Consider the following 14,316-nt stretch of genomic DNA (forward strand, 5'->3'; position numbering starts at 1 on the left):
TTCTATCCCCATTCTTTTATTTTATAGATTCACAAATGCATTGCAGTAATGCTTCTACAGTGTACTCTTTTGGCACAATAACATGTGAAAAATAGAGGTTCGCCTCTTTTTCCGTAATAGGCCCTATACAAGCAATTGTACATTTTTTCGTCCATTCTCTCCAGTTTGTACCCTCAAGTAAACGAACAAAACTATCAACAGTTGAAGGGCTCGTAAATGTAATAATATTTACTTCCCCTAATTTCAATGCTGTTATAAGTTCTTGTTTTTTCTCTACATTCACCTTCGTACCATATACAATTAACTCATCTAGAAAAACACCAAACTCCCTAAGTTTAACCGGGATTACATCTCTTGCTAAATTCCCTTTCGGAAATAAAATACGCTCGTTTCCACTTAACTCTTTTAGAAACTCTTCGGCAAATGTTTCTGCAACAAACGAGGTCGGAACAAAATGAACTTGATAGCCCCTTTTTTCTAACTCTAATTTTGTTTTCACGCCTACCGCAGCGATTTTAATAGTTAATGGTATTTTTGTTTCTAAACCATCTAGAAAAAAAGCTACACCATTTTTACTCGTGAAAATAACCCAGTCATACGAATGTAGCTGCCCTGCTATGTGTTGAATTTGCCTATGAGACGTACCTTCCATACGCAAAAGCGGAATTTCCAATGGAATTCCGCTCCTTTCTTTCACTGCTACACTCATTTGTTTCGCTTGGTGCTGGGCACGTGTAATCAATACTGTTTTGCCAGCGAGAGCGTTCATATTTATTGTTGCTCCTTATTTGCAGCAAGGATGAGCTCTTTTGCTCCTTGTTTAATTAAACGGTCCGCAGCCTCTAATCCAACTTGCTTCGGATCATTACCTACTACTATCTCTTTCAATAAAACAGAACCGTCCATAGAACCGACAAGCGCTGTTAATTCGATTGCATCATTTTCTTTAAGAGTTGCATATCCAGCGATTGGAACTTGGCATCCACCTTCAAGTTTATGAAGAAATACTCGTTCAGCAGCCACTGTTCTTTCTGTTACTGCATCATTAATATGCGCTAACAACTGAAGTAAATCCGTATCATCCTCACGACATTCAATCGCTAATGCACCTTGTCCTACGGCTGGTACACATAACGTTTCATCTAAATGTTCTGTAATAACTTCTCCGTCCCAGCCCATTCTCTGTAATCCAGCTGTCGCTAAAATAATTGCATCGTAATCTTCATCTTTTAACTTACGTAAGCGTGTATCGATATTCCCGCGAATCCATTTCACTTGTAAATCTGGTCTCGCAGCTAGTAGTTGTGCACTACGTCTCAAACTACTCGTTCCTAAGATCGCGCCTTCTGCTAAGTCTTTAAACGATTCTCCGTTTTTAGAAATAAAAGCATCACGAGGGTCAACGCGCTTTGGCGTACAACCAATCGTTAATCCATCTGGAAGTACAGCTGGCATATCTTTCATACTATGTACAGCCATATCAATTTCTTTCGTAAGTAACGCATGTTCAATTTCCTTTACAAATAAACCTTTTCCGCCTACTTTTGAAAGAGTAACATCTAAAATAACATCACCTTTTGTGACGATTTCTTTCACTTCAAATTCATATGGTAAACCAAGCGCTTTTAATTGATCAATAAACCAATTAGTTTGTGTTAATGCTAGTTTACTCTTTCGTGAACCTACAATAATTTTGCGCATAATTCTCTCTCCTCATTATAAATACCAAAAGTGGAAATTAGATAAACTGCTTAATAGAAAAATGTTAACTAGCATTACGAGAAATGCCCCGATATTCCACTGCACAATTTTCTTACCTTGCAACACATCTGCTGCTCGTAAATATAAGCCCACGCAATATACAAATAGAACGACAAAAGACCCAATTACTTTCGTATCATACCAATGGAAATTATCCAATTTTGTATATCCCCATATGCATCCTAATATAATTGCTAATAAGAAAAACGGAACAGAAAATAAATTTAATCCGTAAGACATAGATTCAAGCTTCGGCAAATTTCCTAATCTTCTTAATCTCGCATTCCACTTTTTCTTTTTTAATAGTCGGTATTGCAATAAATACATAATAGAAAAAATAAACGATACAGTAAACGTTGCATAAGAAATAATCGCCATACCGACATGCACGTATACAAGTTCTGAAACTAATTGCTCTGCAAGTACTGGCGACATCTTCCCGAGCGGTGTAAAAATAGAAAAAGCGCTTACGCCAAATGCTACAACATTTGTAAAAAAGACTAAAAAGTCAATACGCATAAATCGATTAATGACTAATGACATCGTAATCAATAACCAAACATAAAAATAAATCCCTGATAATAAAGTTAAAATAGGATTCGTTTCTGAATCTGTAGCCCTAAGCAACATAAAGATAGACTGCAGAACCCATACAATCGAAAGTAACCAAAAAGCAAAGCGGTTCGCCTTTCGGTTACTTTGGAAATAATCTATAAAATATAAACTAATGCTACAAGCATATAAAATAATTGCAATATGATAAATAATACTGTTATTTAAAAAACTCATCCGATCATCCTTCCAAGTTATAAAGATGGAACGGATGGTGTCCACGCTCTTTTATGTTCTACTTCTTCCGTATTTCCCGCTTCTTCCACTTCTAAATCAAAAATCTTCGCAAATAAAGCTAATTTTTCGCCAGCTCCCTCTTCAACAGCTAATTCTTTAGCTACTAAAATTGGGTCTTTTAACAATTGGTTAATAATACTTTTCGTATGTTTACTAATTACTTTTTTCTCACGATCACTAAGGTTTGGTATTTTTCGCTCAAGACTTTCCATCGTATCACTTTGAATTGCTAGCGCTTTATCACGAAGAGCTGATATTAACGGTACAACACCTAGCGTACTTAACCACGTTTTAAATAAAACCATTTCTTCTTCAATCATAAATTGAATTTTCTCTGCTTCTTTTAAACGTTCAGCACGGTTTGCTTCAACTACACCTTGCAGATCGTCGATATCATATAAGAAAGAGCCTTCTAATTCATCAATCGCTGGATCAATATCACGTGGTACTGCAATATCAACCATAAATAACGGACGACCAGAGCGCATTCTCTCTACTTTTGTCATCATTTCTTTCGTAATGACATATTCTGATGCACCCGTTGAACTAATTAAAATATCCGCTTCTAATAATGCACATTGCAATTCACTTAAAGGCTTTGCATGTCCCATATATTTCTCAGCCATCACTTCCGCTTTCGTAAGCGTCCTATTCATAACCGTTACTTTACGAGCTCCACTTCCGTATAAGTTTTGCAGTGCAAGTTCACCCATCTTACCCGCACCAAGAATAAGTACATGACAATCTGTTAAATCGCCAAATATTTTCTTCCCGAGCTCAACAGCAGCATAACTAACAGACATCGCACTTTCACCAATCGTTGTTTCTGAGTGCGCACGTTTTGCTAACGTAACCACTTGCTTAAACAACTCATTAAAAATTGTACCTGTCGCTTTTACTTGTTGTGCTTCTAAAAAGCTATCTTTTATTTGACCTAAAATTTGCGTCTCTCCAACAACCATAGAATCCAAACCGCACGTTACGCGGAATAAATGATCTATTGCGCCATCTTGTTCAAAAATAGACAAGTATGGTGCGATTTCTTCTATTTCAAGCTGAAACCAATCAGCTAAAAACTTCTTAATGTAATACCGTCCCGTGTGTAATTGATCGACAACAGCGTAAATCTCAGTGCGATTACAAGTTGATACAATGACATTTTCTAGCACGCTCTTTTGGTTTTGTAATATAGTCATTGCTTGCTCTAGCTCTGCTGCCTGAAATGTGAGTTTCTCACGAAATTCTACAGGGGCTGTTCGATAATTTACACTAACAACAAGAATATGCACGCAGCATGTCCCCCTTCACCCGTTTTATCACTTTATCTACTATCATAATACAACTTTCCTCTTATGAATCTGACAATCGTGTGAACAACTGATTATTTTTTATTTATTCTCCATATGTAATAAAGGAGCTTCAGTAAGATTAATAAAGAACTTTCTACTTTATAATAATTATAAAATAACAACTCTATTTGTACGTTACCAAAAAAAGTCCTCATAATCAAGTGATGGAAACTATTCCATATTAATTATAACATCATCTTTTCTATCTTCTTTCATCATGAAGGAAAATATGTATGATTGTTCCAAAATATAGTACTCACTTTCTCGATGCAATGCATTTGACATTGTATTTCTTTTTCGTTATATTGGTTTTACAAAATTAAATTGTGCACAATTTAAAAATACAAGGAGTTGCCTATGAAAGAAAATCCTTTGCATCTAGATAACCAACTTTGTTTTTCTATTTACGCTTGTTCTAGAGAGGTTACCCGTTTTTACCGCCCCTATTTAGAAGAAATGGGCATTACGTATCCCCAGTACATTACTTTACTCGTACTCTGGGAACAAGACGGACTAACAGTAAAAGAAATTGGAGAACGTCTATTTTTAGATTCTGGTACTTTAACACCTATGTTAAAACGTATGGAATCATTAAAACTTGTACAACGTGTTCGTTCAAAAGAAGACGAGCGAAAAGTTTGTATTGAATTAACAAAACAAGGTAAAGATTTAAAAGAAATAGCTTGTTCATTACCAACAACGATGGCTACAAATTTAGGCATTACAGAGCAAGAATATCATTCTTTATTAATCCAATTAAACACGTTAATTGAAACAATGAAAAAAATTAATGACAGAAAAGGGGAATAAACATGGATAAATTATATACTGCTTCAGTAACAGCAACAGGTGGAAGAAACGGTAAGGTAGTTTCAGATGATGGCATATTAAATCTTGATGTAAAAATGCCAAAAGCACTAGGTGGCGCAGGCGGAGAAGCAACAAATCCAGAACAATTATTTGCAGCTGGTTATGCAGCTTGCTTTGATAGTGCATTACAACTTGTAATTCGTACAAAACGTATGAAGGTGGAAAGTACAGAAGTGACTGCACACGTTTCTATCGGTAAAGATACAGATGGTGGTTTCGGACTATCTGCTGTACTTGACGTACATGTTGCTGGTGTTTCTCATGCCGAAGCACAAGAACTTGTAGAAGCCGCTCACGGTGTATGTCCTTACTCTAAAGCAACAAGAGGAAATATTGAAGTTACATTAAACGTACGCTAAAAGTTTAGTAAATAAAAAAAAACGCGCGACATTCGTCACGCGTTTTTTGTTTTTGTCATTTTATGAATTGCTTTCCATGCTTCTTCTTTTCCAAGTCCTGTTTCAGAAGAGAATAGAACGATTTCATCGCCAATTTCAACAGCAAGCGTTTCTTTTACAACTTTTAAATGCTTTTGCCATTTCCCTTTCGGAATTTTATCGGCTTTCGTTGCAATAATAATTGTTGGGATTTCATAATGCTTTAAGAAATCATACATCATAATGTCATCTTTTGTTGGTTGGTGACGTAAATCAACTACTAATACAGCTGCGTCTAATTGCGTACGTGTTGTAAAGTAAGTTTCAATCATTCTGCCCCATGCCGCGCGCTCTGTTTTAGATACTTTCGCATATCCATAACCTGGAACGTCAACAAAATGCATCATTTCATTGATTAAGAAAAAGTTCAGCGTTTGCGTTTTTCCTGGTTTAGAAGAAATACGTACTAACTTTTTACGATTTAAAATTTTATTAATAAAGGAAGACTTCCCGACATTAGAACGACCTGCTAAGGCAATTTCTGGTAAATCACTGTCTGGATATTGTTCCGGTTTAACGGCACTAATTACAATATCTGCTTTTGTTACTTTCATTGTTTCACTCCTACTAATGCGTGCTCCAATACTTCGTCTAAATGAGATGCAAGCACAAACGTAAGGTTTTCTTTTACGCTCTCTGGAATATCATCTAAATCTTTCTCATTTTCCGCCGGTAAAATAATTTTTGTTAATCCCGCGCGGTGAGCACTTAATGTTTTTTCTTTCAAACCACCAATCGGTAATACACGACCACGAAGTGTAATTTCACCTGTCATACCAACTTCTTTACTTACAGGAATACCCGTTAGTGCAGAAATAAGTGCCGTTGCCATCGTAATACCTGCTGATGGTCCATCTTTTGGAACTGCTCCTTCTGGAACATGAATATGAATATCGTTTTTCTCATGGAAATCCGGATCAATATGAAGTTCTTCTGCACGAGAACGAATATAGCTAAACGCGGCTTGTGCGGATTCTTTCATAACATCCCCAAGTTTCCCTGTTAAAATTAATTTCCCTTTTCCTGGCGCTACAGACACTTCAATTGCAAGTGTATCGCCGCCCGCTGCTGTGTAAGCTAAACCTGTTGCCATACCAACTTGGTCTGTTTTTTCAGCTTGACCATAACGGAATATATGCTTACCAAGTAAATCAACAATATTTTTCTCTGTTACAACAATGCGCTTGCGTTCTGCTGTAACGATAATTTTTGCTGCTTTACGGCAAACTTTTGCAATTTGACGCTCTAACGTACGAACACCAGCCTCGCGTGTATAATAACGAATAATTTCAAGAAGCGCTTCATCACGTACTTGCAAATTACCTTTTCGCAAACCGTGCTCTTTTAATTGTTTCGGCAATAAATGCTCACGAGCAATGTGCACCTTTTCAAGTTCTGTATAACCAGCAATTGAAATGATTTCCATACGGTCAAGCAATGGGCCCGGAACACTTGCAAGTGTATTAGCAGTTGCAACGAACATAACTTTCGATAAATCATATGGCTCTTCAATGTAATGATCACTGAAGTTATGGTTTTGTTCTGGATCTAACACTTCAAGTAACGCCGCTGATGGGTCTCCCCTGAAATCGTTAGACATTTTATCAATCTCATCTAATAAGAAGACTGGATTAACTGTTTTCGCCTTCTTCATACCTTGAATAATACGTCCTGGCATCGCTCCTACATATGTACGACGGTGACCACGAATTTCAGATTCATCACGCACACCCCCAAGAGAAACACGTACAAAATTGCGGTTTAACGATGTTGCGATAGAACGAGCTAACGAAGTTTTCCCAACCCCAGGAGGTCCTACTAGACAAAGAATTGGCCCTTTTAATGAATTCGTTAACTTCTGTACAGCTAAATATTCAAGTACTCGCTCTTTCACTTTTTCAAGACCGTAATGATCTTTATTTAAAATTTCTTCCGAATGAGTGAGGTCAATCATATCCTCTGTTGCTGTTGTCCATGGGAGAGCTAATAACCAATCAATATAATTATGAATGACACCACTCTCAGCAGAACTTACAGGTAATTTTTCATAACGATCTAATTCTTTCAGTGCAGCCTTCATTGTTTCTTCAGGCATTCCCGACTGTTCAATTTTCTCACGAAGTTCTTCAACTTCCCCGCCCTTGCCTTCTTTATCACCAAGTTCAGTTTGAATTGCCTTCATTTGCTCACGTAAGAAATATTCTTTTTGCGTGCGCTCCATTGAACGTTTCACTTTTTGTCCAATTTTCTTTTCTAGGCTAAGTAACTCTTGTTCATCTTGAATAATTGAAATAAGTGTATGTAGTCGTTCTTTCACAGATACAATCTCTAAAATCTCTTGTTTCTGCTTCGTTTTAATCGGTAAGTGAGAAGCAATTAAATCAGCTAGTCTTCCCGGTTCTTCTACATCAGCTACCGTTGCAAATGTTTCATTTGAAACTTTTTTCGAAACTTTAATATATTGTTCGAAATGCTCCAGTAACGTACGCATAAGAGCCTTCTCTTCTAAATCATCTTCTACTTCTTCCGTTACCGTTTTAATAGAAACTTGCACTATATTTTCTTCTTCGATAAACTCTACTACTTCTGCTCTATGTAAACCTTCTACAAGGACACGAAGCGTACCGTTCGGCAATTTTAACATTTGCTTCACTTTCGCCACTGTACCTACACTATATATGTCATCTTCTTTCGGATCGTCGATATTCATTTCTTTTTGCATTGCTAAAAAGATGATATTTTCATCCATTGCCGCCTGCTCTAGTGCTTGTATCGATTTATCACGTCCTACATCAAGATGCAGAACCATCGTTGGATATACGAGAATGCCTCTTAATGGTAGGAGGGGCACAATTCTTTCATTCGTATTCATACTAGACATAGCACCTCCATAATAAATTAAACTCCTGTTCAACTATTTTATATTACAATACATCTAGATGCAATTGCAGAGATTCTTCGCAATTGTTAATCCCCTGTTTTTTTGTGCCTCACGAAAAGAAAAAAGACTCCGCTTAAGCATACAAACTTAAACGAAGTCTGGCAAATTTTTATTATTGTATATTCTCACATTGATTGTGCATCTGTTTCGTCCAAATCATTATGTGCATCAAGCTCACGATGCATATTTTCCTGCATAAATGTTAATTCAAATACTTCTTTTAATTTGCGAACAGGAATGATCTCAATTCCCTTTATTGTATACAAAAATGGTTGCATGTTTTCAGCCGGAATGATGACTTTCTTAGCTCCCGCTTTTTTCGCAGCTTTTATTTTTGCGTACACACCACCAATAGGCTTCACTTCTCCGTGGATACTTATCTCACCTGTCATCGCTACTTCATTATTCACATACGTACGATGCACTGCTGAATAGACACCTGTTGCCATAGCAATACCTGCTGAAGGACCATCAATCGGGATACCACCAGGAAAATTAATATGTATATCATACCCTTCTGGCAACACATCTAGAGAACGAAGTACTGTTAACACATTATCAACAGAACCTTTCGCCATACTTTTACGGCGGATTGATTTCGTTTGATTTCCAATACTTTCCTCTTCTACAATTCCAGTGACATTTACTGATCCTTTATCTTTCGCAGGAATAGCTGTTACCTCAATTTCTAATAACGCACCTGTATTCGGCCCATATACAGCAAGCCCGTTCACAAGACCGATTCTCGGAATTGGATAAATACGTTTTTCGTACTTTGGTGTAAGCTGACTAGAATGAACAACCCATTCAATATCTTCATCTTTAATGAAAGGTCGTTCTTCATTTATCGCCATACCAGCAGAAATTTGCACGAGATTAATTGCTTCTCGCCCATTTCTTGCATACATTCCAATCATTTCGATACCGTTCTCACCTACTTGCATCTCCACTTTGTCAGCTGCATTTTTCGCTACTTTTTGAATTTCTTCTGTATCTAACTCACGGAAGAACACTTCTAAACAACGCGACCTAATTGCAGGAGGAATTTCCTCTGGTGAACGTGTCGTTGCACCAACTAAGCGAAAATCTGCAGGTAAACCTTTTTGAAAAATATCATGTATATACGTTGGAATCATCGAATTTTCTTCACTATAATACGCACTTTCCAAAAACACTTTCCGATCTTCTAACACTTTTAGCATTTTATTCATTTGAATTGGATGTAATTCACCAATCTCATCAATGAACAAAATACCACCATGCGCATCTGTTACAGCCCCTTTTTTCGGTTGCGGGATACCCGCTTGTCCCATTGCACCTGCTCCTTGATAAATAGGATCATGCACTGAACCAATTAATGGATCCGCAATACCACGCTCATCAAACCTAGCTGTCGTCGCATCAAGTTCGATAAATGTTGCATTTGTACGAAATGGAGATTTCGGATTTCGTTTCGCTTCTTCTAATACAAGGCGTGCTGCCGCTGTCTTTCCGACACCTGGCGGACCGTATATGATCACATGTTGCGGATTAGGACCACAAAGAGCCGCTTTTAACGACTTAATCCCGTCTTCTTGCCCTACAATGTCTATAAAGGATGTAGGACGTACCTTTTCCGCAAGCGGCTCTGTTAAAGAAACCTCACGCATTTTACGAAGCTGCTCTAATTCTTTTTTCGATTCTCGATCAATTGAAACTTTTTGTGTTCGCTGATTTCGAAGTAAATGCCAAAAATACAATCCGACAATTACGCCAAAAACAAGTTGAACAAGTAAAAATATATTTGTCCAGCTCATAATTCATTTCCTCCCGCTATGTTTTACCTTTTAGTATTTCCTGGGAGGAATAGTGCTAAACATAAAGAAAAACAGCAATTATAAAAATTGCTGTTTCTTCTTCGCATTATGCAGATGTTTTTGTATCAAGTACAGTACCGTCTTGTAACACCAATTTCGGCGGTTCATTATCAGCTACTGTTTCTTTCGTAAGAATACACTTCTCGATATCTTTGCGAGATGGAAGTTCGAACATTACATCAAGCATCAAGCCTTCAATAATAGAACGAAGTCCACGAGCACCTGTTTTACGTTCAATTGCTTTTTTCGCAATCTCAACTAGTGCACCCTCTTCAAACTCTAACTCAACATCGTCAAGCTCCAATAATTTTTGGAATTGCTTAACAAGTGCATTTTTCGGTTTAGTTAAAATATCTACAAGAGCATCTTCATCAAGCGGCTCTAGGTTCGCAATAACTGGAAGACGACCGATAAACTCCGGAATTAAACCGAATCTTAAAAGATCCTCTGGTAAAACGTGAGATAAAACATGCTTCTCATTTACATCAGCATTTTTCTTCTCAGCACCAAATCCAATTACTTTCTCACCAAGGCGACGTTTAATAATAGGCTCGATGCCATCAAACGCTCCACCACAAATGAATAGGATGTTCGTTGTATCAATTTGAATAAACTCTTGATGCGGGTGCTTACGACCACCTTGAGGTGGAACGCTCGCTACAGTACCTTCTAAAATTTTCAGAAGTGCCTGCTGTACACCTTCACCAGATACATCACGTGTAATTGATGGATTTTCGGACTTACGTGCCACTTTATCAATCTCATCAATATAAATAATTCCTTTTTCCGCTTTTTCTACATCGTAATCAGCCGCTTGAATTAGTTTTAGTAAGATGTTTTCTACATCTTCCCCAACGTATCCAGCTTCTGTTAAAGATGTTGCGTCCGCGATTGCAAATGGAACATTTAAAATACGCGCTAATGTTTGTGCCAATAATGTTTTACCACTACCAGTTGGCCCAATAAGTGAAATATTACTCTTCGCTAATTCTACATCATCAATTTTGCTGTTAGAATTAATGCGTTTGTAATGGTTATATACCGCTACCGCTAGTGCTTTTTTCGCGTTATCTTGTCCGATGACATACTCATCTAAGATTTCACGAATTTCTACCGGTTTCGGTACATCTTTGAATTCTACTTCTTCGTCCTTCGCAAGCTCCTCTTGTACAATTTCAGTACAAAGCTCGATACACTCGTCACAAATGTAAACACCTGGACCTGCAACTAACTTTCGAACTTGCGTTTGTGTTTTACCACAGAAAGAACATTTTAATTGACCTTTTTCATCATTAAATTTAAACATATTTTCACACCCCTTACAAAGTGCTAACCTCTTGCCTTCGTATGTACACGATAAATGTATCGTATGTAAATACATATTATGTCACTACGTAGCGAGAAATACAAATAATATGACTAGTTATGTACAAATAAAAAAATTTTAAAACTTTTGAAATATGTATATTCGACTTACAAAGGCACTTTTCCTTCTTCATCGAAAAGTTTTATAAATATATTTCTATATTTATAAAACAAGGCACGATTAAAATCGCGCCTTGTTATTTTATTATGCAGCGTTGTCTACTAAGAAGTCTACAGCTTTACGCACTTTAAGATCTTCAGATAAAGCGTCTACGCTTCCAAGAGCTTGCTTGATAGCGTCTACTGGCATACCGTACATTTCAGCCATTTTTTCAACTTCTGCAGTTACTTCTTCTTCAGTAACTTCGATGTTTTCAGCTTCAATGATAGCTTCAAGAACAAGATTGATTCTTACACGTTTTTGTGCATCCTCTTTCATTTGCTCTTTTAATTTGTCAGCGTCAGTACCTGTGAATTGGTAGTAAAGCTCAAGGTTCATACCTTGTTGGCTTAAACGTTGCTCGAATTCACGAACCATACGATCTAACTCAGTGTCGATCATAGCTTCTGGAATGTCGATTTCAGCGTTAGCAGCAGCTAATTCTACTACTTCGTCACGTACTTTGTGCTCAGCTTCGTGCTTTTTGCCTTCTTCTAAGTTTGTACGAAGTTTTGTTTTTAATTCATCAAGAGTTGCAACTTCTTCGTCAGCATCTTTAGCGAACTCGTCGTTTAACTCAGGAAGTTCTTTTGTTTTGATTTCGTGAATTGTTACTTTGAATGTTGCTGGTTTACCAGCTAATTCAGCAGCATGGTACTCTTCTGGGAATGATACTTCAACTTCTTTAGAATCACCAGATTTAAGACCAATTACTTGCTCTTCGAAACCTGGGATGAAAGTACCAGAACCGATTGCAAGAGAATAGTTTTCGCCTTTTCCGCCTTCAAATGCTTCGCCATCAACGAAACCTTCGAAGTCGATTACAGCTGTATCACCATCTGCAGCAGTTCCGTCTTCTTTAACAACTAGTTCAGCTTGACGCTCTTGTAAAGCTTTTACTTCGTTCTCTACATCCTCGTCAGTTACAGTTGTTTCAACTTTTTCTACTGCTAAACCTTTGTAATCACCTAATTTAACTTCAGGTTTTACAGTAACTTTTGCAGTGAAAATTAAGTTTTGGCCTTTTTCGAATTTCTCGATGTCAATCTCAGGATGAGCAACTGGGAAGATACCAGCTTCATCGATTGCTTCACCGTATGCTTTTGGTAAGATGATATCTAAAGCATCTTGGTATAAAGATTCAATACCAAAGCGTTGTTCGAATAATGGACGAGGCATTTTCCCTTTACGGAAACCTGGTACATTAATTGTTTTTACTACTTTTTTGAATGCAGCGTCGATAGAGTTATTTACTTCTTTAGCATCAACTTCGATTGTTAAAACGCCAACGTTACCTTCTAATTTTTCCCATTTTGTAGACATTTATTCTTTCCCTCCAACTATAATAATGTATGCACATACCTCTATAGATCAAAATTTTTATTATCTCTTTCTTGAAATAACAAATGTACAAATAACCCTCTAGCAAAAAGCTTTCAGATACAATGTTCCAATCTACTAATTGTCTAAAAGACAACTACGGTATATTTTGTTCGAGACTAATATGAAACATATTAAGTAAGAGAATTATACTCCTCTTCTCTTACAAACAGGCAGATTTCTGCCTTTTGCAACCCTTACATTATAACATAGAATGTGCTCGTTTCAATAACTGAACGATTCTTTTTCATAATTATACGGGCAAATACCCTTCTCTTTCAATGCGCAGTAACCATTGATAGGCAATATGAAATTCCTCAAACTCAATATTGTACGCTGTCATAAGTTCTTCTTCATCAATAGCCAATCCGAAACGCTTTCTTCCAATTCTCTCTAAGACAGCAGCCCAAATTTCTACTTTATCCATTAATAGAGGGAACGGAAAAATGCTAATTTGTAATTCTTTCCAGTATGTAACCATCGTACTAAATATATCTGGATAATTTTGCTCTAATCGGTTTGAGAATTTATGTATAATTTTATCGGATTGCTCCTCATTATGACCTGTAAATGCTGGAATCACCTTTATCGTATTTCCAAACTTCTCTACTTCTATCTCTTCTTCTATTTGATTTTCTACCATTTTATACAAAATAGAAGTTTTTAAATAAGGGTGCTGATCTTCGTCTATTAAAAATTTCTTTAAAGTAGGAAGTGCGAGATCCAGGTCTTTTAACGAAAGTTTCTGGATCACTCTTAGCTTTTGACCAAAGTTTTCTCCAAAAAGCCCATCGGTAAATTCTTCTAATTCAAAATTCGAATCCACTAGCGGTGTATCTTCTTCATTCAGCATCCCTTGCGCAAACAAAGCAAGCTGCGCCAATTTTTCCTTTTGCTCAGGAATTATATCTTTCGTTTGCAAAACTTCCTCAACAGTTTCAATGACACCTTCATAATCATTTGTTTGAACTAAAATAGTTACATACGTTTCAAGAATATCACCAAATAATACAGCTCCTGTTTCAAGCAACTGCTCACATTTTTCTTTCGCTTCTTCCATACGTTTTAATTCTAGCAAACAAATAACGGAAGCTAATTCTGTTTGTTCCGTTTCTGCATTATACTGACGTAATATTTCAAAGCAGCGCAATGCATCTTCGAATTCCCGCTCTTTCAACGCTAAAAAACCTTTATCAATATAGCGTTCTGATAGTTGCGGAAACAATACGACCGTATTTTCTTTTTTATCCATACGTCCGCCTCTTTTTCTAGATTTTAATGATCTTCAAAGTAAATATATCAAATGCGTAATGAGAACACAACATTCCAAAATTATTTATTTGAAATA

12 protein-coding genes are annotated in these 14,316 nt (G+C 36.8%); 2 read left to right on the top strand and 10 right to left on the bottom strand.

Annotated features, from left to right (window positions below):
- Positions 1-16 precede the first annotated feature (16 nt).
- Genes hemD through hemA form a run of 4 tightly spaced genes read right to left on the bottom strand, consistent with a single transcriptional unit; the run spans position 17 to position 3,899 of the window.
- A complete protein-coding gene (gene hemD, locus NSQ69_RS22030) occupies positions 17-769 on the bottom strand; it encodes a uroporphyrinogen-III synthase (RefSeq protein ID WP_002129270.1) in 753 nt (250 codons plus the stop codon).
- Between the two features lie 2 nt (positions 770-771).
- Positions 772-1,701, bottom strand: a complete 930-nt coding sequence (gene hemC / locus NSQ69_RS22035; RefSeq protein WP_002034194.1) for a hydroxymethylbilane synthase — start codon at positions 1,699-1,701, stop codon at positions 772-774.
- A 15-nt stretch (positions 1,702-1,716) separates the two neighbouring features.
- Entirely contained in the window at positions 1,717-2,550 is an 834-nt protein-coding gene (locus tag NSQ69_RS22040; protein ID WP_002015354.1) for a cytochrome c biogenesis protein, read from the bottom strand.
- A gap of 17 nt (positions 2,551-2,567) precedes the next feature.
- Positions 2,568-3,899 (bottom strand): glutamyl-tRNA reductase, encoded by a 1,332-nt coding sequence (hemA, locus tag NSQ69_RS22045; RefSeq protein ID WP_002184908.1) that lies wholly within the window; start codon positions 3,897-3,899, stop codon positions 2,568-2,570.
- 417 nt (positions 3,900-4,316) lie between these two features.
- On the opposite strand from hemA, the gene NSQ69_RS22050 reads away from it, so the two are divergent.
- The gene (locus tag NSQ69_RS22050; protein ID WP_002034199.1) at positions 4,317-4,769 is read left to right on the top strand and encodes a MarR family winged helix-turn-helix transcriptional regulator; all 453 of its coding nucleotides are present in this window, start codon (positions 4,317-4,319) and stop codon (positions 4,767-4,769) included.
- A 2-nt stretch (positions 4,770-4,771) separates the two neighbouring features.
- Positions 4,772-5,188 carry an organic hydroperoxide resistance protein gene (locus NSQ69_RS22055; RefSeq protein WP_002015349.1) on the top strand — a complete coding sequence of 139 codons (417 nt, stop codon included), beginning with the start codon at positions 4,772-4,774 and terminating at the stop codon, positions 5,186-5,188.
- Positions 5,189-5,223: 35 nt separating this feature from the next.
- Here NSQ69_RS22055 and yihA read toward each other — a convergent pair whose 3' ends face one another.
- From yihA to NSQ69_RS22085, 6 genes are all read right to left on the bottom strand, one after another.
- A complete protein-coding gene (yihA, locus tag NSQ69_RS22060) occupies positions 5,224-5,820 on the bottom strand; it encodes a ribosome biogenesis GTP-binding protein YihA/YsxC (protein WP_002088829.1) in 597 nt (198 codons plus the stop codon).
- Entirely contained in the window at positions 5,817-8,147 is a 2,331-nt protein-coding gene (gene lon, locus NSQ69_RS22065) for an endopeptidase La (protein WP_002034201.1), read from the bottom strand. The genes yihA and lon overlap by 4 nt, the downstream gene beginning before the upstream one ends.
- Positions 8,148-8,332: 185 nt before the next feature.
- Positions 8,333-10,003, bottom strand: coding sequence for an ATP-dependent protease LonB (lonB, locus tag NSQ69_RS22070; protein WP_002034202.1), 1,671 nt, complete (start codon positions 10,001-10,003; stop codon positions 8,333-8,335).
- 106 nt (positions 10,004-10,109) lie between these two features.
- The gene (gene clpX, locus NSQ69_RS22075) at positions 10,110-11,369 is read right to left on the bottom strand and encodes an ATP-dependent protease ATP-binding subunit ClpX (protein WP_000472285.1); all 1,260 of its coding nucleotides are present in this window, start codon (positions 11,367-11,369) and stop codon (positions 10,110-10,112) included.
- Positions 11,370-11,633: 264 nt separating this feature from the next.
- Positions 11,634-12,911 (bottom strand): trigger factor, encoded by a 1,278-nt coding sequence (gene tig, locus NSQ69_RS22080; RefSeq protein ID WP_002015345.1) that lies wholly within the window; start codon positions 12,909-12,911, stop codon positions 11,634-11,636.
- Between the two features lie 310 nt (positions 12,912-13,221).
- The gene (locus NSQ69_RS22085) at positions 13,222-14,220 is read right to left on the bottom strand and encodes a hypothetical protein (protein WP_002034206.1); all 999 of its coding nucleotides are present in this window, start codon (positions 14,218-14,220) and stop codon (positions 13,222-13,224) included.
- Positions 14,221-14,316: the final 96 nt, after the last annotated feature.

It is taken from the genome of Bacillus sp. FSL R10-2201, from assembly GCF_038008665.1.
Classification (GTDB): domain Bacteria; phylum Bacillota; class Bacilli; order Bacillales; family Bacillaceae_G; genus Bacillus_A; species Bacillus_A mycoides.